The sequence below is a fragment of the Ruegeria sp. CL7 genome, from assembly GCF_056536445.1.
The window spans coordinates 1-24,310 of sequence record NZ_JBQFPQ010000016.1; the positions used below are offsets into that span (position 1 = coordinate 1).

At 57.8% G+C, this 24,310-nt stretch carries 27 protein-coding genes, 1 pseudogene and 1 riboswitch; of the genes and pseudogenes, 12 read left to right on the forward strand and 16 right to left on the reverse strand.

Annotated elements, in window-relative coordinates:
• Positions 1 to 191 precede the first annotated feature (191 nt).
• Together ACR0LI_RS20430 and ACR0LI_RS20435 are read left to right on the forward strand one after the other, a co-directional pair.
• Positions 192 to 1,229 carry a YeiH family protein gene (locus tag ACR0LI_RS20430; RefSeq protein WP_210093889.1) on the forward strand — a complete coding sequence of 346 codons (1,038 nt, stop codon included), beginning with the start codon at positions 192 to 194 and terminating at the stop codon, positions 1,227 to 1,229.
• A 90-nt stretch (positions 1,230 to 1,319) separates the two neighbouring features.
• The gene (locus tag ACR0LI_RS20435) at positions 1,320 to 1,691 is read left to right on the forward strand and encodes a cupin domain-containing protein (protein ID WP_480719159.1); all 372 of its coding nucleotides are present in this window, start codon (positions 1,320 to 1,322) and stop codon (positions 1,689 to 1,691) included.
• Positions 1,692 to 1,754: 63 nt separating this feature from the next.
• Here ACR0LI_RS20435 and ACR0LI_RS20440 read toward each other — a convergent pair whose 3' ends face one another.
• Both ACR0LI_RS20440 and ACR0LI_RS20445 read right to left on the reverse strand, forming a co-directional pair.
• Positions 1,755 to 2,831: a 2Fe-2S iron-sulfur cluster-binding protein gene (locus ACR0LI_RS20440; protein WP_480719160.1), complete on the reverse strand. Its 1,077-nt coding sequence runs from the start codon at positions 2,829 to 2,831 to the stop codon at positions 1,755 to 1,757.
• Positions 2,828 to 3,385 carry a Rieske 2Fe-2S domain-containing protein gene (locus ACR0LI_RS20445; RefSeq protein ID WP_480719161.1) on the reverse strand — a complete coding sequence of 186 codons (558 nt, stop codon included), beginning with the start codon at positions 3,383 to 3,385 and terminating at the stop codon, positions 2,828 to 2,830. The genes ACR0LI_RS20440 and ACR0LI_RS20445 overlap by 4 nt, the downstream gene beginning before the upstream one ends.
• A gap of 12 nt (positions 3,386 to 3,397) precedes the next feature.
• On the opposite strand from ACR0LI_RS20445, the gene ACR0LI_RS20450 reads away from it, so the two are divergent.
• Complete coding sequence (locus ACR0LI_RS20450; protein WP_480719162.1) at positions 3,398 to 3,526, forward strand: hypothetical protein; 129 nt, start codon at positions 3,398 to 3,400, stop codon at positions 3,524 to 3,526.
• Between the two features lie 118 nt (positions 3,527 to 3,644).
• On the opposite strand, the gene ACR0LI_RS20455 is transcribed toward ACR0LI_RS20450, so the two are convergent.
• The 8 genes from ACR0LI_RS20455 to ACR0LI_RS20490 form a co-directional block, all read right to left on the reverse strand.
• Positions 3,645 to 3,803, reverse strand: coding sequence for a hypothetical protein (locus ACR0LI_RS20455; protein WP_480609086.1), 159 nt, complete (start codon positions 3,801 to 3,803; stop codon positions 3,645 to 3,647).
• Between the two features lie 159 nt (positions 3,804 to 3,962).
• Positions 3,963 to 4,394, reverse strand: coding sequence for a DUF2141 domain-containing protein (locus tag ACR0LI_RS20460; protein WP_171638546.1), 432 nt, complete (start codon positions 4,392 to 4,394; stop codon positions 3,963 to 3,965).
• 185 nt (positions 4,395 to 4,579) lie between these two features.
• On the reverse strand, positions 4,580 to 5,512 hold the full coding sequence (locus ACR0LI_RS20465; protein WP_480719163.1) for a hypothetical protein: 933 nt from the start codon (positions 5,510 to 5,512) through the stop codon (positions 4,580 to 4,582).
• Between the two features lie 7 nt (positions 5,513 to 5,519).
• A complete protein-coding gene (locus ACR0LI_RS20470) occupies positions 5,520 to 6,833 on the reverse strand; it encodes a TRAP transporter large permease (protein ID WP_152460436.1) in 1,314 nt (437 codons plus the stop codon).
• Positions 6,834 to 6,837: 4 nt separating this feature from the next.
• A complete protein-coding gene (locus ACR0LI_RS20475; RefSeq protein ID WP_171638543.1) occupies positions 6,838 to 7,371 on the reverse strand; it encodes a TRAP transporter small permease in 534 nt (177 codons plus the stop codon).
• Positions 7,372 to 7,440: 69 nt separating this feature from the next.
• Entirely contained in the window at positions 7,441 to 8,418 is a 978-nt protein-coding gene (locus ACR0LI_RS20480; protein WP_171638541.1) for a TRAP transporter substrate-binding protein, read from the reverse strand.
• A gap of 52 nt (positions 8,419 to 8,470) precedes the next feature.
• A complete protein-coding gene (locus tag ACR0LI_RS20485) occupies positions 8,471 to 9,721 on the reverse strand; it encodes an NAD(P)/FAD-dependent oxidoreductase (RefSeq protein WP_480719164.1) in 1,251 nt (416 codons plus the stop codon).
• Complete coding sequence (locus ACR0LI_RS20490) at positions 9,718 to 10,851, reverse strand: enolase C-terminal domain-like protein (protein WP_480719165.1); 1,134 nt, start codon at positions 10,849 to 10,851, stop codon at positions 9,718 to 9,720. The genes ACR0LI_RS20485 and ACR0LI_RS20490 overlap by 4 nt, the downstream gene beginning before the upstream one ends.
• Before the next feature lie 98 nt (positions 10,852 to 10,949).
• On the opposite strand from ACR0LI_RS20490, the gene ACR0LI_RS20495 reads away from it, so the two are divergent.
• Entirely contained in the window at positions 10,950 to 11,870 is a 921-nt protein-coding gene (locus ACR0LI_RS20495; RefSeq protein ID WP_171638519.1) for a LysR family transcriptional regulator, read from the forward strand.
• On the opposite strand, the gene ACR0LI_RS20500 is transcribed toward ACR0LI_RS20495, so the two are convergent.
• On the reverse strand, positions 11,831 to 13,525 hold the full coding sequence (locus ACR0LI_RS20500; RefSeq protein WP_171638517.1) for a thiamine pyrophosphate-binding protein: 1,695 nt from the start codon (positions 13,523 to 13,525) through the stop codon (positions 11,831 to 11,833). The two genes, ACR0LI_RS20495 and ACR0LI_RS20500, sit on opposite strands and share 40 nt — an antisense overlap.
• 112 nt (positions 13,526 to 13,637) lie before the next feature.
• Here ACR0LI_RS20500 and ACR0LI_RS20505 point away from each other — a divergent pair, with 112 nt between their 5' ends.
• Complete coding sequence (locus tag ACR0LI_RS20505) at positions 13,638 to 14,342, forward strand: GntR family transcriptional regulator (protein WP_210093895.1); 705 nt, start codon at positions 13,638 to 13,640, stop codon at positions 14,340 to 14,342.
• The gene (locus ACR0LI_RS20510) at positions 14,339 to 15,055 is read left to right on the forward strand and encodes an aspartate/glutamate racemase family protein (protein ID WP_480719166.1); all 717 of its coding nucleotides are present in this window, start codon (positions 14,339 to 14,341) and stop codon (positions 15,053 to 15,055) included. The genes ACR0LI_RS20505 and ACR0LI_RS20510 overlap by 4 nt, the downstream gene beginning before the upstream one ends.
• A 46-nt stretch (positions 15,056 to 15,101) precedes the next feature.
• Here the strand turns inward: ACR0LI_RS20510 and ACR0LI_RS20515 are convergent, their stop codons facing one another.
• The 4 genes from ACR0LI_RS20515 to ACR0LI_RS20530 form a co-directional block, all read right to left on the reverse strand.
• Positions 15,102 to 15,740 (reverse strand): nucleoside/nucleotide kinase family protein, encoded by a 639-nt coding sequence (locus tag ACR0LI_RS20515; protein ID WP_348539557.1) that lies wholly within the window; start codon positions 15,738 to 15,740, stop codon positions 15,102 to 15,104.
• Positions 15,737 to 16,513: an ATP-binding cassette domain-containing protein gene (locus ACR0LI_RS20520; RefSeq protein ID WP_171638512.1), complete on the reverse strand. Its 777-nt coding sequence runs from the start codon at positions 16,511 to 16,513 to the stop codon at positions 15,737 to 15,739. Before ACR0LI_RS20520 ends, ACR0LI_RS20515 begins: the two co-directional genes overlap by 4 nt.
• Complete coding sequence (locus tag ACR0LI_RS20525) at positions 16,513 to 17,586, reverse strand: ABC transporter permease (protein WP_171233900.1); 1,074 nt, start codon at positions 17,584 to 17,586, stop codon at positions 16,513 to 16,515. The genes ACR0LI_RS20520 and ACR0LI_RS20525 overlap by 1 nt, the downstream gene beginning before the upstream one ends.
• A 108-nt stretch (positions 17,587 to 17,694) precedes the next feature.
• A complete protein-coding gene (locus ACR0LI_RS20530; protein ID WP_480719167.1) occupies positions 17,695 to 18,714 on the reverse strand; it encodes a substrate-binding domain-containing protein in 1,020 nt (339 codons plus the stop codon).
• Between the two features lie 252 nt (positions 18,715 to 18,966).
• On the opposite strand from ACR0LI_RS20530, the gene ACR0LI_RS20535 reads away from it, so the two are divergent.
• From ACR0LI_RS20535 to ACR0LI_RS20560, 6 genes and pseudogenes are all read left to right on the forward strand, one after another.
• Positions 18,967 to 20,091: an ROK family transcriptional regulator gene (locus ACR0LI_RS20535; protein WP_171638562.1), complete on the forward strand. Its 1,125-nt coding sequence runs from the start codon at positions 18,967 to 18,969 to the stop codon at positions 20,089 to 20,091.
• Between the two features lie 121 nt (positions 20,092 to 20,212).
• Positions 20,213 to 20,412: riboswitch (cobalamin riboswitch) on the forward strand.
• Between the two features lie 132 nt (positions 20,413 to 20,544).
• Positions 20,545 to 21,330, forward strand: coding sequence for a DUF4198 domain-containing protein (locus tag ACR0LI_RS20540; RefSeq protein ID WP_480621738.1), 786 nt, complete (start codon positions 20,545 to 20,547; stop codon positions 21,328 to 21,330).
• Positions 21,331 to 21,336: 6 nt separating this feature from the next.
• The gene (cbiM, locus tag ACR0LI_RS20545; protein ID WP_480719168.1) at positions 21,337 to 21,948 is read left to right on the forward strand and encodes a cobalt transporter CbiM; all 612 of its coding nucleotides are present in this window, start codon (positions 21,337 to 21,339) and stop codon (positions 21,946 to 21,948) included.
• Positions 21,945 to 22,520 (forward strand): cobalt ABC transporter permease, encoded by a 576-nt coding sequence (locus ACR0LI_RS20550; protein ID WP_480621737.1) that lies wholly within the window; start codon positions 21,945 to 21,947, stop codon positions 22,518 to 22,520. Before cbiM ends, ACR0LI_RS20550 begins: the two co-directional genes overlap by 4 nt.
• Positions 22,520 to 23,299 (forward strand): cobalt ECF transporter T component CbiQ, encoded by a 780-nt coding sequence (gene cbiQ / locus ACR0LI_RS20555; RefSeq protein ID WP_171725153.1) that lies wholly within the window; start codon positions 22,520 to 22,522, stop codon positions 23,297 to 23,299. Before ACR0LI_RS20550 ends, cbiQ begins: the two co-directional genes overlap by 1 nt.
• A gap of 65 nt (positions 23,300 to 23,364) precedes the next feature.
• Positions 23,365 to 23,946: pseudogene (locus tag ACR0LI_RS20560) on the forward strand (energy-coupling factor ABC transporter ATP-binding protein); the annotation flags it as partial.
• Between the two features lie 104 nt (positions 23,947 to 24,050).
• Here the strand turns inward: ACR0LI_RS20560 and ACR0LI_RS20565 are convergent.
• Positions 24,051 to 24,263, reverse strand: a complete 213-nt coding sequence (locus tag ACR0LI_RS20565) for a hypothetical protein (RefSeq protein WP_209835549.1) — start codon at positions 24,261 to 24,263, stop codon at positions 24,051 to 24,053.
• Positions 24,264 to 24,310 lie beyond the last annotated feature (47 nt).

Below are 24,310 nucleotides of genomic sequence, written 5' to 3' on the forward strand. Positions count from 1 at the left end.
AACCAGGAGCTCGGCGAGCCTTTCCGCCGCGACGCGATGAAAAAACCCGTCGCCGTCGCCGGAATCTCCGCCGACGACATGAAAGCTCAGGCCGAACTGTAATCTGATCCTGCCCCCACCCGGGCCGAATACGGTTCGGGTGGGGGCAGGCTTTGCCCAAAAGGCAGCTCAAATATTGCAAAGGAAGTAAGATGCAGGCGTTGAGTGCATCCAACTCGCCGTGGCTTCGGGCACGGTCTTTCGTTCGTTTGAACGGGCACGGTTTCCTTGTTTCCGTGGTTGTCGCCGTCGCAGCGAAGTTCTTGTCCGAACATTATGGTGCCCCGGCGATGCTGATGGCCTTGTTGCTGGGCATCGCGTTCCATTTCCTGGCCGAAGACGATGCCGGCGACTGCAAGGCCGGAATCGAATTTACCGCACGAACGGTTCTTCGTTTTGGAGTTGCGCTGCTTGGGGCGCGTATTTCCGTTGAATTGATGATGAGCCTTGGCGCTGATCTGATTGCCGTTGTGATTGCCGGTGTGATCCTCACGATCCTGTTCGGCCTTCTTGGCGCGCGTCTTCTGGGCCGTGGTTGGCGCTTTGGGGTGCTGACGGGGGGATCGGTGGCGATCTGCGGCGCATCGGCCGCGATGGCCTTGTCGGCCATTCTGCCCAAAAACGAGCATTCGGAGCGGAACTTGGTTTTCACGGTACTGTCGGTAACTGTTCTGTCGACAATCGCGATGATCGCCTACCCGATCCTCACCGAGGCTTTCGAGTTCAACGACGAGGTTTCAGGGGTCTTCCTGGGCGGAACGATACATGATGTCGCGCAGGTTGTCGGGGCCGGGTTCTCGGTTTCGGACCAAACCGGTGAGGTCGCGACTTTGGTCAAACTGATCCGTGTTGCCATGCTGGCCCCGGTGGTGCTGGTTATCTCGTTTCTTGTCCGGCGCCACGCGGAGTTCAGCGAGGAAGACGGCAAGCGCCCGCCCATTTTGCCGATGTTTGTCGTTGGCTTTCTGATCTTTGCCGTCCTGAATTCAATAGGTCTGATCCCGGATGTGGTCTCGTCGGCCATGGCCGATCTCAGCCGTTGGGCGCTGCTGGTGTCGATTGCCGCAGTGGGCATGAAAACGTCGCTCAAGCGGATTCTGGATGTTGGCGGGCAGGCCATCGTCCTGATTGTGGCCGAGACGATCTTCATCGCTGCTCTGGTTCTGGTGGGCGTCTACCTGTTTCACTAGAGGATGGCGAAATTCCACGTCCAGCACGTGACCGACCATTGGCCGGTCACGTCATCTCGCACTACATGACCAGCAGGAGGGTATGACCTCATGACGACACAGGTACTCAATCTATTCGATGAGCCGGAAACGCGCAGCGAAAGGTGTTTGGCCGATCTTCCCGATCGCGTTGTCGAGGGTGACCCGCATCACAAGATTGGAATGCACTTCACCAGCCCGGATGGGCAATTGTCTGCCGGAACCTGGACGTCTACGCCGGGCAAATGGCACGCGTTCACGGACAAGGACGAATATTGCTATATCGTCAAAGGCCATTGCGCCCTGATCCACGAAGACGGGACCCGTCAGGATTTTCGCACCGGGGCCAGCTTTTTGATCCCCAATGGCTTTCGCGGCTATTGGGAAGTCGTGGAAGAAACGACCAAGCACTTCGTGATCAGAGATTGCGCGCCGGACGCATGATCTGATCCGTGAATGAACCTGAGGCGGCGTGAACCGTCATGCCTCAGGCGCGTCATTGGCTTTTCAGCGACGGGTCTGGTCAAAGCTGATCGTCAGTTTTTCCGCCGTGGGTATTGACTGGCAGGTCAGGATTTCTCCGGCTTTGATGTCTTTGTCTTCCAGCGCCATGCGCGCCCGCAAATGAACTGTGCCGTTGGTCAGTTTGGCCCGGCACGCGCCGCAAACTCCGGATTGGCAGGAATAGGGTGGCTTGAGCCCCGCTGACTGCATTGCGTGAAGAATGGTCTGTCCCTTGGAAACCGAAATGAGGTGTCGGGTGCCTTCCAGCGTCAGTTCAGCGGTTGCGTCCACCCCGTCAATACCCGTGTCCAGATCCGGCGCAGCACCATAGCTTTCCATGTGGAGACGGTTCGGGGAAACATCAATGGACATCAAGGCCGATTTGACGGCCTGGTTCATATCGCCCGGACCACAGACATAGTACCGCGCGTCCTGGGCGTAAGGTGGATACTCGGCGATCAACGCTTCGATGGCGGCCTTGTCGATTGTACCTTGCCGCCAGTACTCGGCGCTGGACCACCAGCCGGGTTTCGAAAAGACATGGTTGATTGTAAAACGTTCGGGACGCGCTTTCTGAAGCACGCTCAGTTCGTGCTGCAACAGGATGCTCTTGGCGTTTGTGTTGCCATACACCAAATGCGCGACTGAATGGGGCTCGGCTGTCAAAACCGAGTTCAGCATTGCAAAGAGCGGAGTAACGCCAGAGCCCGCGCCAAAAAAGTAATGGGTGCGCCGCGCCGTTTCGTCGAGGTCCAGGCAGAAACTGCCAAATGGCGGCATGACGTCAATGGTTTGCCCTTCCTGAACAGTGTCGTTGATGAAGTTGCTGACACGGCCACCCTTGATCCGTTTGACGGTGATGCGAAGCGGATCCCCGGAGTAAGGCGAACTGGAGATCGAATAGCTTCGACGGTGCTCTTCGCCATCAATATTGAAACGAACGGACACGTGTTGGCCCGGCCTCCAGGCGAATATGTCCATCAGGTGGTCAGGGACCTCGAACATGACGGTCTTTGCCACGCCACCCAACTCGACTCTGGTCCCGCAAACGCGCAATGGGAAAAAATCACGCGGGTTCATTTTCCTTCCCCCAACCATTGCAGAACAACTTTCTGGTGCGCGATGATGGGGCTTTCACCGTTTGCCGCCGGACCTGCTTCAAAATACCGAGAATGCAGGGATTTCTGCTGTTGCTCGCACGCGTAGATTTCTTCGCCGGTAAAGTCATCGGCAACCATCGGGTCATCTTCGCCCATCGCGTCATTGGCTTCGTATTTTCCGCCTATTCCAAACTTGGACCAGAAAGACGACGACTTCATCGACTGTTTGGTGAATTCCCTTTCCGAGCTGCTGGACACCCGCCCACGGTTGTGAACTCGCGTCCGTTCCGGGCCAAGGGGTTCGACCGGGCCGAACCATTCTGCGATGGAAAGCGCGTCGGGGTCAGGATGGACGAAAATCATCGATTTCCAGATATCGACCTTGGCGGGTTTCAGGCCAAGGCAGGACTTGTCGACCTTGCCATATTTCTCGTGTTCATCCGGCACCGAAATCAGATTGCCTTCAAGATCGTAGGTCCAATCGTGATAAGGACAGGTCAACGCTTTTTGCGTTTTGCCAACCGCGCTGATCAATTAGGTTCCGCGGTGGCGGCAGATGTTATGGAAGGCGCGCAGGCGAAGGTCGCGCCCCATGATCGCGAATATGTTGTTGGTTCCGGCCTGCACGGCCATGAACTGGCCGGGTTCGCTGACATCCTCCAAAACCCGGCATAGAGTCAGGTATTGGAGAAGATTTCGCGCATTTTTTGGTCGAACCAATCCTGGCTCGTGTAAGCTTCGACCGGCAAAAGGTGTAGCATGGGTTTCATTTGAGCCTCTTGTGAAAGAGTTTTCAAAACGTCCGAGGGTGAAAGTCGATGGCGATCATCGACAGGCCAAGTGCGATCCAGGCAAGTTGGACCAGCCAAAACAGGATGGGATCCTCATCCCGGGATACGTTGGTTAAAAGCAAAGAGTGCCCGGAATGGAAACTCGGGATTGTCCAGAACATGAAAAGAATCCCCCACAACGTCTGACAGCCAAGCACCGTCGCGACCATGAGCGCAGCGAAAGCGATGCACCATCCAGGCCAGATTTCGCAACACATCTGATCAGAGCCTGCATGATCTGCTCATGACGTTCTTCACGATTTGTGGGGCGCCCGATCATGTTATTTCCAGTATTTCAGCTTCAGGTTTGCGGTTACGCCGGTGCCGACGGTGACAGCGGCATTCGCGAATTCCGGCGGCAGACCGTTCTGCCCCATACCGCCAAAGCCGTACCCTTCGGTTGGGACATCTTTTTCGGTATCCAGGTTGCTGTTGCTGTTCTCGTCGTGAATCCCGGCAATCGCATAGGTGCCAGGCGGGAGATTGTGAAAGGTGACCGAAGCCAAGCCTTTGACAGCAGGAACGGAAGCCAAGGCCGCCGCGTTCGTCATGTCCATGGCCTTAAAAGATTTTGCGTCATCGAACACGGCAATGATCAAATCACCCTCTGCATTGCGCACGCCCTGCACCGTTGCAGTGAGAGTTTGTGCGGATGCCCCGAGGGTTGAAGCTAATGTCATCACAGATGCGACGACCAGTTTGCTTATCGGCATGATGTATCCTTTACTGTCGATGTTGACAGTAAATAGGAAGGATGCAATTAGCTGTCAACTGTGACAAGCATTCACCCGATTTTCCTGAGGGTGTTTTTTTGCATTGAACCAAGCACGAGGTATCGGCCCAACGCGGACAAGGATCGGAGAAAAGGAAAAAAATATCCTAAGGCGGCTTTCCAAAGCTACTCGGGCAAGGCTTGCCTCATGTAGAGATGACGCATGACCATTGGCGTCAGGTACATCGGGATTTGATACGCCCCGATGAAGACCATGATGGGTGCGGTGACCTCGGGCGGCAAAGCAACGAAGAAAATCGCGATGTTTCTGTTTCCCGCGATCAGAGAGACAGCGGTTGCTCTGGCTGCCGGCAGACGTCCACGGGTCATGCGGAACGAAAGGAATTGTGCTCCGAAATTGGCCAGACAGGCGAGCGCGATCCAGAAAGCGGCGACGGCCGGGCTTTTCAGCGCAGTGGTGCTGACGGAAGGCATCAGGCCGATGACAAAAACGGCCAAGGTGATTGTGCCCAACCCTTCCAGATTCACCAATGTGGAGCGTGATGGTGAACGCAACCAGACGCGCCGGACAACAATGGCGGCGCCGGTTGTGCAGAGTATCGTCAACAGCAGTTGCAACCCGGCCAGCAGAACAGAGTGAATGCCGCCCAGTTCTGGCATGAGCAGGAACACCGGAAACGCTGTCAATGGCAGCAGGGCGGTCCCAACCACCATCATTCGCATCGCGTGTTCAGGTGGGTAGCCCATCATCAAACACATGTTGGGACTGCCGGAAATCGAGGGCGCAGCCGCCATGATGAGCAGGGACAGAAGCACCGGCGTTCCGGTCCATCCCCCGACAAATCCAATAGCCAGAATGATCAGCGGCATCACGAATTGAAACCCGATGACGGTGAACGCGACCTTGTGCAGATCGCTCAACGATCCAAGAATGGTTTCGGGGTCCATTCTCAGGACGGTGACGAACAGCAACAACACGACCAGGGGCGGCAGCAGGCCTCGCATGGGCTCGGCCAAACCCGGCAATAAAAGACCCGCCGCCAATCCGGCGACCAGAACACGGGGCCCGTGACGGGCCGCCAGATGGAGCAGGTTCAAGGCCGTTTTACCCGCCCGGGCTCTGACGCAAATTCTCGGGCAGCCAGGTGGCGAGGTCGGGGAACCAGATGAGGATGAAGACCATCAGCACCATGATCAGGAACATCGGTATCGCTGCGCGTGCGATATAGCTCATCTCATGGTTGGTCATGCCCTGCATCACGAACAGGTTGAACCCGATCGGAGGTGTGATCTGCGCCATTTCAACAACGACCACGATGAAGATGCCGAACCAGATCAGGTCAATGCCAGCATCGCGGATCATTGGTTCCACCACGGCCATGGTCAACACGACGGAAGAAATCCCGTCAAGAAAACAGCCCAGAATGATGTAGAACACCAGCAGGACCATCAGCAGTTCGAAACGGGTCAGTTCCCAACCTGCAATCAGATCGGCCAGCCCGCGCGGCAGGCCGGTGAAGCCCATGGACAGTGACAGGAAAGCAGCGCCAGCAAGGATCAGGGCAATCATCGCGCTGGTTCGCGTGGCCCCCATCAGGCTTTCAGTGAATGTCTTCCAGTTCAACGACCCCTGGCCTGCCGCAAGCAACAGGCCGCCGATCACCCCGAAAGCCGCAGCTTCGGTCGCAGTGGCATAGCCCAGATACATTGAGCCGATGACGACCGTGATCAGAAGGATCACAGGCAACAAAAAGCGGGAATTTCTGACTTTCTCGGAGAAGCTCAGCTTGCCCTCGACATCCGGGGTCCAATCTTTGCCCAACTTGGAATAGATCGCAACATAACCCATGAACATCGCTGCCAGCACCAAACCGGGAAGGATGCCGGCAAAGAACAGCTTGGTGATCGATTCATTGATCGTCACCCCATAGACGATCAGGGTTAGGGACGGCGGGATCATCAGCCCCAGAGTGGCCGCGCCGGTCAGAGTACCGATGATCATCCGTTCGGGGTAATTGCGCTTGCGCAGTTCGGGGATCGACATCTTGCCGACGGTGGTCAGCGTTGCCGCCGACGAACCTGAGACTGCCGCGAAGACGGTACAACCCACGATATTGGTATGCACCAAACCGCCGGGCAGGGGTGCCATCCAAGGGGACAGCCCTTTGAACATGTCTTCGGATAATCGCGTGCGGTACAGGATTTCGCCCATCCAGATGAACATGGGCAAGGCGGTCAGGGTCCACGACGACGACGCCGACCAGATGGTTGTGATCATCACGTCGCCCACGGGGCGTGTCGTGAACAGCTCCATCCCGACCCAGGCGACCCCCATCAGGGCCAGGCCAACCCAGACACCGGTACCGAGCAACGTGAACAGAACAAAAAGGAAAAGGATGATGACAGACAGGTTTTCCATGCGTCTATTCTCCGTGGCTCTGGTCGGCCAGATCGCGGACAATGCGATGGTCACCTTTGAACAGGACGTGGATCAGGTGATCCGTCAGCGCGATGGCCAGGATGACGGCTCCGATCAGCATCGCGGATTGCGGAATCCACAGCGCGGTTCTGTCCTGACCCTGGCTGATGTCGTTGAACTTCCAGCTCCAATAGACGAAGCGATAGGCATACCAGCAGAAATACCACATGACGGCTGTGCCGATGGTGAAACACCAGATTTCAAGGACACGCCGCACGCTGTCCGGCACCGCGTTCAGAAGGATCGAAACCCGAATGTGGCTGCCCCGATTCAACGCATTGGCAAAGGCCAGAAAAGATGCCGCCGCCATTGCATAGCCGGCATAGTCGGGCGCTCCGGGAAATACCTCACCGGTCCAGCGGGCCAGCATCTGCACGACGATCAGCAAAAGAATGGCAATCAGGCTGACCGCCGCCATTACCCCCGCTGCCAGATAGATGAAATCCAGAACGGACCGAAGCCCCCGCAATACCGCCATGGCGTCCCCGCTTTGTTATGATTGGATGGAAAACAGGCGACGCAATGCAACGCCGCCTGCCTCGAATGGTTACTGAGAGGCGTTGAACGCGTCGACGATGGCTTTGCCTTCGTCGCCGGCGGCCTCCAGCCATTCATTGGTCATGGTCACACCAATCTCTTTCAGCTCATTCGTCATCTGCTCGGATGCCGGACCGACGGTCATGCCACCATCACGCAGACCTTGCAGAGTAAAGCCGGTGTATTCCTTGGCGCGCCAGTTGCCCGCGTATTCCGCCAGCTCTGCGCAGGCCTTGATGACGTTCTTGTTGGCGTCGGACACGCCCGACCAGACATCCGAATTCACCATCACGTAGTTGCGCGGCAACCAGGCATCGACTTCGTAGAAATAGTTCAGGCTTTCCCAGACCTTGCGGTCGTACCCGGTCGATCCCGAAGACACCATCGACTCGGCGACACCCGTCGCAAAAGCCTGACTGATTTCTGCCGCTTCGATCGTTACCGGCAACATGCCCGTCAACTCGGCCAGTCGCGAAGTCGCGTTGTTGTACGAACGGAACTTGATGCCCTTCATATCGGCGACCGAGTTCACCTCATTCTTGAAATACAGTCCCTGCGGCGGCCACGGTACAGCATAAAGCAGCGTCAGGTTCTGCTCGGCCAGCAGTTTTTCGATAGAGGGCTTGGCGGCCTCCCAAAGCTTGGCGCTGTCGTCGAACGAGGTCGCAAGGAACGGGATCGAGTCGAAACCGAACAACGCGTTCTCATTCTGGTGGCCGGACAGAAGGCGTTCTCCGATCGGGGCTTGCCCGGTCTGGATTGCGCGTTTGATATCGGCACCTTTGAACAGCGAGCCGGATGGATGCGTAACGATTTCGATCTCACCGCCGGTTCCGGTCGTTACACATTTGGCGAATTCCGCACCGGTGGCCGAATGGAAGTTCGACGCCGAATAGGCCATCGGCATGTCCCATTTTTCGGCCATGGCCGGTGCTGCCGCGGCAGCAGTCAAAGCGGTTGCCGCCAGAAGGTTTGTCAGTGTTTTCATCGTTTTCTCCCTATCGAGTTTTGAAATACCGGTGTTTTTCATCGGTCTGTTCTTATGTTGCAAAGCGCGACGGCGCATAGACGCTTACGTCGGTGTTCGGGGTTCTGCCCGCGATCATCTGCGCCAGAAGCCGCCCGGTCTTTGGCCCACCTGTCAGGCCGATATGATGATGCCCAAAGCCCAAATAGGCCCCTTTGATTCCGGGCACGTCGCCTATGATCGGGATCGAGTCAGCCGGGGCCGGCCTGTGCCCCATCCATTCCACTTCCTCCTTCCATGTTATGCCCGGAAACGCGGCCCGGGCGTTCTTTCGCATCAATTCAAACGGCGCGCGCGAGGGCGGTGCGTCCAGCCCACCGAACTCCACGATACCCGCCAAGCGTATGCGCCCATCCATGGGCGTGGCAACAAACTTGCCCGAAGCCACCATGACCGGGCTGCGGGGCATGGCAGAAGGTGACACCAATTCAAGATGATAACCGCGCTCGCTTTCAAGAGGAACAGAAACCCCCAGTCGCTTTGCCAGCGGCCCCGACCAGACGCCAGCCGTTACAATGGCGGTGTCGCAAACGATGGTCTCACCATCCGCGCGCACACCGGTAACGCGGCCGTTGTCGCGGGTGACGTCCTCGACATTGGCGCGGATGATCCGGCCTCCGCCGGCCTCGACATGGGCGGCCAGGTCTTTCACGTACCGCCCCGGATCGGTGATATGACCGTGGTTTGACAGCTTGGCAGCGAAACCGATATCCGGGCTGAACACGGGGTCATAGTCGTGAAACGCCTTGCCCTCCAGTTCTTCCCAATCAAAGCCGTTCTTCCGCCTTATTCCCCAGCCCAACGCATCTTGTTCAAAATGGGCCCGGTTCTCGTAGAGAAACAGATAGTCGCTGGGCACGATCCACTTTTCAGCACGCGTGCCTGCCGCCAATGCCTTGTGGTCATTCAGGCTGTCGCCGACGATCGGCGTCAGCGCCGCCGCGATCCGTTCAACGTCTGCTACGTTCGCGTGGCTTAGATATTGCCGGAGCCATGGGAGCAACTTTGGCAGATACCCCCATTTCAAAAACAGCGGCTGCGACGAACTCAGCAACATTTTGGGCGCTTTGCTAAGCAGTCCGGGAACCGTCACAGGTATGATGGAACAGGACGCCAGCACACCGCCATTGCCATGAGACGTGCCTTCACCCGGTCCGGCCTTGTCGAACAGGATCACGTCGTGCCCGTCCCGTTGCAGCCAGACCGCGGCCGACACGCCGACGATACCGGCGCCGATGATGGCTATGGTTTTCTTGTCACTCATTCTGAAACCGCCCTGGCCACTGCGTAATGGTTTAGTTTGGCCATCTCGGGCCTGCCGCCAAGCCCGGGGGTTTCGGGCACGCAGACCTGTCCGTTCTGGATCCGGAAGGGTTCTTCCAGAATGTCTTCTTTCAGGAAATAGGACGCCTGATAGAATTCGCAGCCCAATGTGATCTCGGGCGTTGCAGCAATCATATGGGTGCCGGCAAGATGGGCCAAGCCGGCCTCGAACATGTCCCCGCCATATGCCGTCAGACCATGCGCGGCCGCAATGCGGGCGACCGTTTGCCCGCGGGTCAGGCCGCCAGACTTCATTATTTTCACCGAAACACCATCGCAAATACGTTCACGCGCGGCGCGTTCCATATCTTCGGGGCCAAAGACGCTCTCATCAGCGAGAAGGGGAATATCGGTCATTTGGCGCAGCTTTGCCATCATGTCGAAATGGTGGGCGCGAACCGGCTGTTCGATGAAATCAGGATTGAACTGGGCCACGTCCCGCACCCGCGCCGGGGCGTCATCGATGTTCAGCCCCTGATTGAAATCCACGCGGACCGAGAATTCAGGACAGTTCTGCGCCAGATACTCCAATCGCATGATGTCAAAGGCGTGATCCTTGAACCCGGTCTTGAGTTTGACAATCCGCACGCCATCCTCTCGCAACCGCGCCAACAGGTCTATGTCCTGGGAAAAGTCCGGGTTGGCGATGGAACAGCTGAGCGGAATGGCGCTGCGGCAGCGACCGCCCAGCAAAGACCAGACAGGGATGTCACTGATACGGCCGGCCAGATCCAGCAGCGCGGTTTCCAGCGCGGCCTTGGCCTCGGTGCAATGCGCCACGGCACAGGCCGCGCGCGCCATGATGGCTGACCGGTCGCCCACGCTGGCGCCAAGAACAAGAGGGCGTAAATAACGATCCAGTGCCGCGAATGTCGCTTCCGGGGTTCCGGTGAACACCGACCAGGGTGACGCTTCGCCAAATCCCTGTGTGCCATCGTCGGATGTCAGTCGCAGTATGACGACTTCGCAGGCGCCTTCGACGGATCCTATACCGTGATCCCGGCGGGACGTGACCGGAAGCTTCAGGTGCCAAAGGTCGTAACCGATGATGTTTTGTGACAGATCGCTCATTCCGCCCCCTGTGGATGAGCGGAAGCCTGCCTTGACGGGCATATCATTTCAAATACTATATCTTCGACAGTTCATCAGAAAAAATGATGTGATTACCGATGTCCCTGCGCTTTCGCCAGCTTCAAGCGTTTCACGCCATCATGGAAACCGGAACCGTAACCGGTGCGGCGTCGGTACTTGGGATATCCCAGCCTGGTATCAGCAATCTGTTGGCTCAGTTGGAACGCGAAGCGCGACTGCCTCTGTTCGAGCGCAACAAGGGCCGTTTGCTGCCCACCCCGGAAGCCGAGTTGCTGTTCCGCGAAGTCGACACCGTCGTGCGCGGGCTGGATCACGTGGCGCAGGCCGTGACGGATTTGCAGAACAAACATCCCGGTCAGTTGCAGGTTGCGGCGCCGCATCTTCTGTCATTTGGTTTCATGCCGCGCGAGATCGCTCGTTTTGCCAAAAGCCGCCCCAACCTGTCCGTCAGTTTCCAGTCGCAGTATTCATCCAAGATTCAGGAATGGGTGATTTCAGGCCTGTTTGAAATCGGCATCGTCGAGATGCCGATCCTGCACGACACTCTGAATTATCAGGTGTTTCAATTCGAAACGCTTGCGACTTTTCCAGAAAACAGCCCTTTGGCGGATTATGACGTTCTGACACCGGAAATACTGGAAAACGAGCCCTTCATCGTGATGGGTCCGGAACACCAAACCCACCGTCGAACCCGTGACATCTTTCAGGCATCCGGGCGCACGTGGCGGACACAGATTCACACGCACCTGTCCGAGAATCTGCTGAGTTTTGTGAAACAGGGCATGGGGGTTGCGATGATCGATCCCTTTACCGTGACGTTCGATGGTGAGAGCGGGTACCAGACCCGCCCGTTCAGGCCATCCGTCATGCTGGATCTTGCAATCATCACCGCAAAGGGGCGCCCCCTGTCCACGATTGCGCAGGAATTTCTGGCCCAGCTGACCCCGTCGATTGCCTCTTACGCAACCCATTCCGACACAGGTGCAGCGGCCTTGTGAAGCTGTTGCGAATGGATGTCGACCAATGTGGGGCCGTCATGTTCGACGGCCTGTTTCAGCACCTTTGGCAAGTCCTCAGGGTCTTTGACCGTCCATGATTTCACTCCGAAGGCGGCTGCGACGGCGGCGTGGTCGGTCCGGTTGAAATCGACGTTGTAATAGCGTTGATCAAACCCAGCGTCCTGACCCGCCTTGATCCATCCGAAGACCGAGTTCGAGAAAACGATCGAGGTGATCGGCATTTTGTGCCGGACCATCGTTTCAAATTCACCGCAGGTGAACCCAAACGAACCATCGCCCATGACGGCCAGGGTCTTGACCGAGGGCCGCCCGACATGTGCACCCATGGCCGCCCCCAGAGAATAGCCCAGTGCTCCATGTGCGCGATTTGTGATGAAATGCCGCCCGGGCTGCCGCCAACGGTAATGCGCGCTGAAATAGGGGCAGGGGGTGCCGGGATCAGCGACCACAATCGCATCGTCGTCCAGAATGTCCATCAGGGACGCCATGACAGCCTCGGGCCGTATTGGCGTTTCCCGACTTGCAGCCAAGGGGGCAAATGCCGCCGCCTTGGCCGCCCATGCGGCGCGGGCCTTGGTTGCTCCGTCTTGTCCGTTCAGGTCTTGCCGGTCCTCCAGCCCTCGGGCCAATGCCTCCAGCGCGAGGCGGGCGTCAGCGCAGATCGCCACTTCGGTCTGATAGTTTGCACCGATCACCATGGGGTCGCTGTCGATGTGAATGATCGTGGCGTTGCGCCCGGGGCTTCTCCACCGTTCGGTCGTGACCGAACCGGCGCGGCACCCGATGAACAGGACGACATCAGCCTGATCCACCACGGCGCGTGTCGCGGGGATGCCGCCGTTCGATCCGACGACACCCAGGGCCAGAGGATCGGTTTCGGCGATGGACCCTTGGCCTGAAACGGTTGTGGCGACGGGCATGTCCAACAGTCCGGCGACGCGGCGCAACGCATCGGTCGCGCCGGACAGAACCGGGCCGCCGCCACAGACCGCGACGGCGGATGTGGCCCGGGCAAGAATGGCTGCGGCCGCTTCGATGGCATCCGGATCTGGGGCAGCCCGTTCGGCGGGATAGCTGCGATGCCGGTCGTCGACCCAGATTTCCGCTTCGTCCACCTGTGCCTTCTGCGTATCAAACGGCAGTGCCAGATGGGTCGCGCCGGGTGTTCCCGTTGTCATCGCCCGGAACGCCGCACGAACCATGGCCGGAAGCCGGGCGGCATCATCCAGAGACGCGTTCCACTTCGTCAGCGGGCGGAACAACGCCGGCTGATCCAGTTCTGTCAGAGGGTATTTCCCGCGGCTGGTCGTCGCCACATCAGAGGTGATCGCCAGGATTGGAACCGAACTTTCATTGGCCTCGACCACACCCGGCAGAATGTAGGTCGCGCCACCGCCGGAAGGGCCTTCGCAAACGCCGGGCCTGCCTGTCACGCGTGCATAGCCATCCGCCATGTAGGCGGCGTGCCGTTCGTCGCGGGTCAGAATGTGCTGAATGCCGTGATCCATTCGGGCGAGCGCGTCATAGAACGGCAAGGTGGTATCGCCGCACAGGCCGAACATATGCGTCACGCCATGCGCCTCGAGCATACGCACCATCGCCTCGGCTCCGGTCAGGTAATTCGTCCCTGTCATGGTTCGCGATTCCTTCGAGTTATAATTGTACACATAACTGTATACAGGCTTGCATATTGATTTCAAGAATGGAGTGTGGCACCTGTGAATCAACGGAAGAAGGGCATTGTTTATGGCGGGTCCACGCGTCGATGATATCTATGATCAGGTCAAAGCGATGGCGGTCTCCTTCCGCCTGCGCCCCGGTGACCGCCTGAACGAGGTCGCTCTGTCCAGGGATCTGGGCGTCAGTCGCACGCCGTTGCGAGAAGCGTTGAACCGATTGGTTGCCGAACGGCTGTTCGATTTCCGCCCGGGGCAAGGGTTCTTTTGCCGTCCCTTGGATGCGCAAAGCGTGTTCGACCTTTTCGAGCTGCGCCAGATCATCGAATCCGCGGCGGCCCGATCCGCCTGTACCAAGGCGACGGATGAAGGCCTGCAAAGGCTGCGTGATGAACTTTACGAAACGGGCATCGACATCACTGGCCTGACGATCGAAGAAGCAGTGGCCCGGGACGAAGCGTTCCATCTGGGGATCGCAAGGCTGTCAGGGAACATGGAGTTGTTGCAAACTCTGACGCGGATCAACGAGCGTATCCGCTATATCCGCTGGATTTCCATGAGCATGGACCGGGTGCAGAAGTCCAAGGACGAACATAAACACGTGATGCAGGCCCTGCTGGATCGGGACGCGGACGAGGCGGCCCGGGTTCTGGCGGCTCATATCACAAAACGAATGGATCAGGTTCAGGACGCAGTGCGTCACGGAATTACCAACATCTACATGGAAGGGGCCGAAGACATCTCGACCCGCATTATCGAGGAGGAACAGGGATGATCGTGCAGGGCGGCAAGTCCATTTACGGCGCATCCGTGGGAATCCTCATGCTGGACGCGCAATTCCCAAGAATTCCCGGTGACATGGGCAATGCGCAGACATGGCCGTTTCCGGTGCTGTACCGCATTGTCCGGGATGCCTCGCCTGATCGGGTAGTTCGGCATCGGGCCGAAGGTATGCTCGAGGTCTTCATCGACGCCGCGCAAGAGTTGGTCAAAGACGGCGCGGACGGAATAACAACCAATTGCGGGTTCCTGTCCCTGTTCCAGAAGGAACTGGCCGAGGCCGTTCCGGTTCCTGTCGTCACGTCGTCCTTGATGCAGGTCGAAATGGTGAATCGTATCCTTCGCAAGGGAAAGCGCGCGGGCATTCTGACCATTTCGGCCTCCACCTTGACCAATGACCATCTTCAGGCTGCCAATGTCCCCTTGGACACGCCAATCGGCACTACCGAGGGTGGGCAGGAGTTCACCCGCGCAATTCTTGGCAATGAATCGCGTCTGAATGTTGAGAAGGCACGGGAGGACAATGTTGAGGCCGCAATCGCGTTAGCCTCGGACAATCCCGAACTTGGGGCAATAGTTCTGGAGTGCACGAATATGTGCCCCTATGCGCCGGATATTCGGCAGGCGACCGGGCTGCCGGTGTTTTCGATCGTGTCCTTCGTGACTTGGTTCCAAGCCGGTCTTGTTCCGCCGGTGTACCGGAACTGACCTCTGGCCTTTCATCAAGACGGATTGTGTTGGCCGCAGGCAAAACTCAAGCCAGTGTCAGATCACCGGGTATCGAATTTCGGATCACGCGCTGTGCATTCGGCAGATCGTTCGACTGCGCACGGTCCTTGGCGGCATTGGCGTCCAGTCCATGGCCGATCCATCTGTTGGTCAGGCGGGTTTCGAGTGTTTTCAAATCGGTGTCCAGAAATACCTTGAATGCCCACAGTTGGTGAAGGTCCGACCAACCCGGCTCGTTCAAGAGAAGGTAATTGCCCTCAACCAGAACAACGCGCTGATCCGCCGTGATCATGGACCGCGCGGCAATGGCCAGATCCAGTTCCCGGTCAAACTCGGGTATTGCGACTTCTTCTTCCGCGCGCAATCGATCAAGCAACGCATGAAAGCCGGCAAGATCAAAGGTTTCAGGAGACCCTTTGCGGCTCAGCAGGCCGCGATCCTTCAAGATCACGTTGTCATAGTGGAAGCCGTCCATGAAAACCAGTCCGGTTGCGACGCCGCGCAGATTGAGCTCTTTGGTTGCAAGGCCCGCTGCAGTCGTTTTTCCCGAACCCGGCGGCCCGGCAATCGCGACAAGATGCCGGTCTTGCAGCGGCGGCAAGGCCTGGACGGCATCCGCGATTTTGGTTGCAAGCGCCTCGGGGGTGGCAAGTTTACCCGTCACGCGGCTTGGTCCTCGGCGGGTGGTTCCTTGGCACCGGTCATGAACGCCACTGCGTCGGACATCGTGTAATCCTTGGGATCAACGACGCAGAGGCGTTTGCCCAGCCGATGTACGTGAATTCGATCGGCGACCTCGAAAACATGTGGCATATTGTGGCTGATCAGGATGATCGGAATGCCGCGAGACTTCACGTCCAGGATCAGTTCAAGGACCCGACGGCTTTCTTTCACGCCCAGCGCAGCTGTCGGTTCGTCAAGGATGATGACTTTTGATCCGAATGCCGCAGCGCGAGCCACCGCAACACCCTGACGCTGACCCCCGGACAGTGTTTCAACGGCTTGATTGATATTCTGGATCGTCATCAGGCCCAACTCGCTCAGTTTGTCGCGGGCGAATTTCTCCATCGCCGGGCGGTCGAGCATTCGAAACCACGAGCCCAGCGGCCCCTTGCGGCGGATTTCGCGACCCATGAACATGTTGTCCGTAATTGACAGGGCAGGGGACATGGCAAGCGTTTGGTAGACGGTTTCAATACCAGCTTCGCGCGCGTCGATCGGGGAATGAAAATTTACTTTCCGACCTTCCAGCCAGACTTCGCCTTCATCCGGCATCACCGCGCCGGACACCGCCTTGATCAGTGTAGACTTGCCTGCCCCGTTGTCACCGATCACGGCCAGAATCTCGCCCGGCATCAAATCGAAATCGCACTGATCCAGCGCCGTCACCTTGCCGTAGCGCTTCACAAGGTTCCGTCCTTTGAGAATAGGTTCCATCAGGCTGCCACCTTTCTGATCCACTGGTCGACCGCGACCGCCGCGATGATAAGGATGCCGATCAACAGAAACGTCCATTGCGCGTCAGCGCCCAGCAACCGAAGCCCAAGCGTAAAGACGCCCACGATCAGGGCACCGAACAGCGACCCCAGAATAGACCCGCGGCCACCGAAAAGGGATATGCCCCCGATCACAACCGCCGTTATGCTTTCTATATTGGCCAACTGGCCTGATGTCGGAGACACCGATCCGATCCGGCCGATCAAAGCCCAGCCCGCAAAGGCACAGATCAGCCCGGACAACATGTAAACGGACATAAGCGTTCGGTGCACATTGACACCTGACAACTCGGCAGCTTCCGGGTCATCTCCGACCGCGTAAACATGCCTGCCCCACGCGGTATGGCGCAGGGCGTAGGAAAGCCCGAGGATCAGCACCAGCATGAAGATCACGCCGACGGTGAATACCGCCCCGCCCACGTTGAACTTGGCCCCGAAAAGTTGCAGAATCGCGGCGTTTTCTTCGATCTCCTGTGACCGGATGGTTTCGTTCTGAGAATAGAGGAAGTTCGCCGCAAGAACGATTTGCCACATGCCAAGCGTCACGATGAACGGCGGCAGTTTGATGCGGCTGACCAGATATCCGTTCACCGCGCCGATTGCGGTTCCAACGAAAAGGCCGCAAACGATTGCGACCGTTGGTGGCAGCCCATATCGGAAGGTGAACTGTCCCATGACAACCGACGACATCACCATGATTGCTCCGACGCTCAGATCGATACCGGCGGTCAGGATGACGAGGCTTTGCGCCGCCGCCACGATCCCGACGATCTGAACCTGTTGCAGGATCAGGGTCAGCGCGAATGGCGAGAAGAACTTGGAGCCCAGCAAAGCCCCGAAAATGACGATGGCAGCCACTAGAACGATCAGCGGCACCAGAGAGGGGTTCACATGCAAAAAATGTTGAACCGTTCCGACAAACCCGCGGTGGTGATCGTCAAATTCAGCAATCTGTTCCGGGCTGCCTTTTGCAGCGGCTTCGAAGTCGTCTGATCGTCGTGAAGTATCGGACATAAAGGTTCCCCCAAAGCGTCAGGTTACTGACGACTTTAGCAAGTTTTCGGGCGAATGGGTGGTTTGAAAAGCGGAAGGCCGCCCTCTGCGGCCCTCCGGGTGGTCAGGTTAACCCCAGCAGAGGTCCATGCCTTCTTTGACCGAGATCGACTCGACGCCTTCGGCAGGCTTGTCCGTTACAAGCGCTACGCCGGTGTCAAAGAAATCCTTGCCAGGCGTGTTTTCAGGCTTCACGCCTTCGTCCGCCCATTTCTTGACGGCCTCAACACCCAGCGATGCCATCAACAGCGGGTATTGCTGCGACGTCGCACCGATAACACCATCGGCAACGTTTTGGACACCCGGGCAGCCTCCGTCCACGGAAACGATGAGCACGTCATTTTCGCGCCCGATGGCTTTCAGCGCCTCGTAGGCACCTGCCGCGGCAGGTTCGTTGATGGTGTGAACAACGTTGATCGTGGGATCCTTGGCCAGAAGGTTTTCCATCGCGCGGCGACCACCTTCTTCGTTGCCGGCAGTGACATCACTTCCGACCAGTCGTGGGTCATCTTCATCACCGATTATGTTCGGGTCCGCCAGATCGACACCAAAGCCTTGCAGGAAACCCTGATTGCGCAGCACATCCACTGTCGGCTGACTGACGGCAAGATCCAGTGTCGCGATCTTGGCGTCGTTGGCCGCGTCGCCCAGCGTTGCTTTGGCCCATTGTCCAATCAGCAGCCCGGCAAGGAAATTGTCCGTGGCAAACGTTGCGTCAGCCGAGTCAATGGGTTCCAGCGGCGTATCCAGAGCGATAACCAGAACACCTGCATCCCGCGCCTGCTTCACGGCCGGAACGATGGATGATGTGTCCGAGGCCGTCAGCAGAATGCCCTTGGCGCCGTCCAGAATGCAGGTCTCAATGGCTTGCACCTGCGTTTCATGGTCACCGTCAACTTTGCCTGCAAAGGCTTTGAGCGTCATTCCCAGCTCTTCCGCCTTCGCTGTCGCACCTTCCTTCATTTTGACAAAGAACGGGTTGGTGTCTGTCTTGGTGATCAGACAAACGGTTTCGCCTTCCGCCATTGCACTGCCAGCCATGGCAGTAACCCCGAGCGCAGCAGCACCCGCAAGTCTTGCAAGTTTCATCGATTATCCTCCCAGTTTTTCCTGTGCCGTAAAGGGCACGAGGGCGATCAGGCAAAAACCCTGATCTCATAAGAAACAATCACAAGATTCGAAATTTGAGTCAATAAATAAATCACTCTTATTTATTATTGACAGGGCGGGCGGGCTTTCTCATTCTTCAGCAGGAAAGGGGTGGTCGTGCCGGAAAATTCATCTCGGAAAAATTCGATTGGCCTGCACGGGTCAGAGGTGCGCGGAACCAATCAAAGCGGGATGCGGGCCCGGAACGAACGGCTGGTGTTGTCGCTTGTCCGGCGTCATCAGGCTCTTGCTAAGTCCGAGATTGCGCGCATGACCGGACTGTCGGCGCAAACCGTTTCCGTCATCATGCGGCTGCTTGAGAAGGACGGTTTGCTTTTGCGCGGTGAGCCGGTCCGCGGGAAAGTCGGGCAACCTTCCGTTCCCATGCGCCTCAACCCGGATGGTGCGTTTTTCTTTGGGCTCAAGGTCGGGCGCCGCAGTACCGAGCTGGTATTGACTGACTTTGTCGGAAATGTGCGGCAACGCGAGCGGCGAACCTATGACTATCCAACGCCAAAAGCCACTTTGGAGTTTTCTATACAGAGTCTGGGGAAAATGATGTCATCCATGTCGCCCGAGGCCAAAGGCAGGATTGCGGGTCTTGGAATTGCCATGCCGTTCTACCTGTGGGACTGGGCCCAGACCCTTCAGGTTCCTCAGGAAGAAATGGACCCGTGGCGCGTATCAGACCTGAAGGCTGACCTGGCTCGTCGCCTCGATATGCCGGTTTTTCTGCAAAATGACGCCACTGCGGCTTGTGGGGCGGAATTGGTATTCGGTCCGGCCGATGGACCAAGGGATTTCCTGTACTTCTATATCGGGTTTTTTATTGGCGGCGGTGTGGTTCTCAATGGTGCGATCTTTTCCGGGCGTGGAAACTCGGGCGCAATCGGCCCCCTGCCTGTACCGGATGGTGCGGGTGGTGTCAGACCGCTTATCGACGTGGCCAGCCTGTATGTTCTCGAGCGTGCAATCACCACAGCAGGGGTAACGTCGCATTCCATTTGGGAAACGACCCAGCGTTGGGATGTGCCAAAAATTCAACTGGAAAACTGGTTGAAACGGACGGCAAGCGGGATTGCTTATGCGATTGTCTCATCCTGTAGCCTGATAGATTTCGAATGCGTGAAGATTGACGGCTGGATGCCGCAGGACATCAAGGCGCGTTTGGTTGAAATGGTCGAAGACAAACTGTCCGAGCTGAACCTGACCGGTCTCGAGCACCCCGTGGTGCTGGCAGGGACCGTGGGCCCGGATGCACGCTCACTGGGCGCGGCAAGCCTGCCATTGTCGGAAAGGTATCTTTCAGAAGCTTAGATGTGAAATCACCCTGTTGCCTTGGATATTTCACAAACCGGTTCACTCTCGCAAACTGCCGAGCTCATAATTTTCGATGGCCGTAACACATTTTCGTTGACGGAAGGCTGAGTTGTCTGGCAAGCCGCTCGGCATGTCCGGTTCCGGGGCTTGCTCTGGAATCAATAGGGAATGCGGTGCGGGCTCAGGCCCAACTCCGCAACTGCACCCGCAACTGTAAGCGGCGAGCAGGGCTGAAACGCCACTGGGGTTTGCCCCGGGAAGGCCAGTCCAACGCTTTGACCCGCAAGTCAGGATACCTGCCGGACATGTGTCCTCATAAGGGGCACTCCTAATCGGCGACGGGATGTGCGTCGTACCAGGATGCCTGAAAGGGTGATTTGGCGTTGAATGTCCCGTAGTCAAAACGAATTTCGCGCCGGGATTGGCGCGACGGGACAAGGACGACTGTTCATGAAAACGCTGCTCAGCGCAGCCGTTGCCGCGGTGGCTCTTCCCGCCATCGCAGATGCGCATTTTCTTTTGGAATACACTACCGATACCATGATCCAGAAACCGGGCGATGTGCCGGTCAAGCTGATTTTCTGGCATCCGTTCGAGAACGGCCACGTCATGGATCTTGAAAAGCCGCAGGAATTCTATGTGATCCACAACGGTGAAAAGACCGATTTGCTGGACACGTTGGAAGCTATCCGGTTCACCGGCGGGGAAAACGAGGGCGTGGCGTTCAAAGGCAGTGTCCCGGTCAAACGGTCGGGCGACTATGTGCTGGTGACGGTTCCTCAGCCTTATTACGAGGAATCCGAAGACATCTATATCCAACAGCTCACCAAAGCCTTCCTGAACCGCAACGAATTGCCGACCGACTGGATGAATCCCGTAGGTTTGCCGACCGAGATTATCCCGCTGAACAAGCCGACCAACATCATCGCGGGTTCGACTTTCACGGGCCGTGTGCTGGCTGATGGTCAGCCGGTTGCGGGGGTCGAAATCGAGATCGAGTACATGGCCGCCGAGCCCGACATGGAAAGTTCGGCCGCTTCTGCACCGAAAGTCTCTCCGATGCCGGGTGGTGCGGTGGTCGCCATATCTGACGACAACGGGTATTTCTCGTTCGGCGTTCCAAATGCCGGTTACTGGGGTTTCGCAGCACTTGGTTCCGGTCCGGCAACCGAACATGAGGGCAAAGAACTCAGCCAGGATGCGGTCATCTGGATTCGCTCCTGGGATCTGGAGTAACCCAAGATGCACATCGTCGACGGAGCCCTTTCCAACCCGGTTGTAATTGGCGGCGCCATAGCCGCCGCGGGCGGGATCGCCATGGGTCTCAGGTCTCTGGATCTTGATCGCATCCCCACTGCGGGCGTTCTGTCAGCCAGTTTCTTCGTGGCTTCGTTGATCCACGTACCCATTGGTCCGTCGTCGGTCCATCTGATCCTCAACGGCATGGCCGGGCTGCTGCTTGGTTGGGCCGCATTCCCGGCTTTGTTCGTCGGGCTTTTGCTACAGGCGGTCTTTTTCGGCTTTGGCGGGTTGACGGTGTTGGGGATCAACACCGTCAACATCGCATTTCCAGCTGTGGCGGCCGGAATGTTGTTCGGTCGTCTGATCGCGCGTGGAACGCCTTTGCAAGGTGCGATTTGGGGGGGCGTCGGCGGCGCATTTGCCATTGCGGCGACAACCGGCATGGTCGCGTTTTCCCTGGCGCTGTCGGGGGATGAATTTCTGCCTGCCGCCAGGCTTGTTTTCTTCGCCCATATTCCTGTCATGGCCATTGAGGCGATTTTGACCGGGTTCGCCGTGTTGTTGGCACGCAAGGTCAAGCCCGAGCTGTTTATAAGGGAAGCAGCCACATGAAGCATCTGGTTGTCATATTGGCCGTGAGCTGCGCACCTGTGCCTGCCCTGGCGCACAAGGTCATAGCCGGCGTTTTCGAGTCGGAAGACGTCATCGAGGGCGAAATCGGCTTTTCCAACGGCGACATGGCAAGCGGCACCGAGGTCATTGTTACCGGCCCGGATGGGGCCGAGCTGGGTCGATCGGTCACGGATGCGGACGGTTTCTTTGTCTACACGCCGACCTCGGCCGTGGCGCACACTTTCTTTGCCGACCTTGGCGCCGGGCATGTGGCCGAAGTCACGATGCCTGCCGAAGATGTCGCGCGGATCATGGGCGTTGCTGTGGCAGAAAACGGTGACTCATCTTCGGCTGCTGTGACGCAGGCCAGCGGTTCGGCGGCGTCTCTCAGCGCCGAAGAACAGCAGGTTATCGCCAAGGCCATACGTGACGAATTGCGCCCGCTCAGGCGCGAGATTGCGGCCTATCGCGAACAGAACGACCTGCAAACCATCCTTGGCGGGATTGGGTACATCGTTGGTCTGTTTGGTCTGGGTTTTTACATGGCGGCCCGCCGCAAGCTGGCGTCCTGATGGCACACGTTCTGGGGCACAAGGAAAAAACACTGTCCGAAGCCGGTGACGGGCCAGAAGGTCTGATCAGCCTGCTGGATCCCCGGATGCGGATCGTCATGGCAGTTGTTTTTGCAGTCGTGACCGTGGCGGTGTCATCCCTCGGCGCGCTTTGCGCGGCGCTGACAGTGTCGCTTTCGCTTCTGATAGTTTCACGTCTGCCGCGGCGAAAGACGTTGAAGCGAATGGCCATGATGGATGGGTTCATCCTGTTCATGCTGGTCCTGTTGCCCTTTTCCATGCCCGGGGATCCGATGTTCACGCTTTGGGGATTCCCTGCAAGCTGGCAGGGTTTTTGGAAAGCGGTCGAGATTGCCTTGACCGCCAATGCCGTGATCCTGTCCCTGATGGTTTTGGTCGGGACGATGGAGCCGGTCACACTGGGCCACGCCCTGCATCGTCTGCGGTGCCCGGAAAAGCTGGTTTACCTGCTGATGTTCACGATCCGTTATATCGAGGTCTTGCGCGAAGAATACCTGCGGCTGCGGGCCGCCATGAAGGTACGTGGTTTTCGGCCAGCAACAAACTGGCACACATATCGCAGCTTTGGCTACCTTGTGGGTATGATGCTTGTGCGCGCGATCGAAAGATCGGAACGCATCCTGGCCGCGATGAAGTGCCGCGGGTTTTCCGGGCGTATGCCGTTGCTTCAGGAATTTGCCCTGACCCGCGCGGACATTGTGTTTGCGGCTGGTTTCAGCGGTCTCTGCCTGGGTCTGATCATTCTGGAATTCGCATGACACTGATCGCGCTTGAAGACATCTGTTTTTCCTACCCCGGCCAGCCACCCGTTCTGGACGGGGCAAGCCTGAGCCTGAGCGCGGGGCAGCGCCTGTCCCTGACAGGCCCGAACGGAGCGGGAAAATCGACGCTCCTGCGGATTTTGCTTGGGTTGCAGCGCCCGTGTTCGGGCACCGTCACCGTTTTTGGTCAGCAACGCGTGGAAGAGGCTGATTTCCATGAGGTCCGCCGCCGGGTGGGGCTTGTATTTCAGGATGCGGACGATCAGCTGTTCTGCCCGACCGTCGCCGAAGACGTCGCTTTTGGCCCGCTCAATCTGGGCAAGACCCGTGACGAGGCACTTGCCATCGTCGACAAAGTTCTGGGCGATCTGGACCTGATGCATCTGAAGAACCGCATTACCCACAAATTGTCAGGCGGTGAAAAACGGCTGGTGACCCTGGCGACGGTTCTGGCGATGGAACCCGAAGTGCTGTTGCTGGACGAACCGACGAATGCGTTGGATACAAAAAACGAAGCGCGCCTTCTGGAAATCCTGCGCGCGTTGCCACAGGCGATTTTGCTTGTCAGTCATTCGCCGGCGTTCCGCTTGGAACTGGCGCCCGATGAACTGGATCTTCGCGACGGGAAGCTGGTGCCGGTCTGACCTGTTCTCGTAGCAACCGGACATGGTGGTTTTAGATATGCAATCATACCGCCTGAGCCACGCCATGAAACGGAAAGCGAACCTTGTGCGTCGTCAGGCCTTGGCTATGTGCGCCTGCGGCTCATCAGCCCATATTTGACCGCCCATGCCCCAAAGGATCCACGTCTGCGCCTGTCCTGTTTCACAGGTTGCCTGGATTGCGCACCGCCTTTGCGGTTGAATTCGAACACGTCGATTATCCGCTCGGCGCAGCCACAGGCTTCGCCCATGCCGACTTTGGCGAAATAGAATTTCTCGAAACGTTCGGGGTTCTGCATGGCTGACCTCCTGAAGGCATTGAACCCCATGATGGGCGCATTGCCAA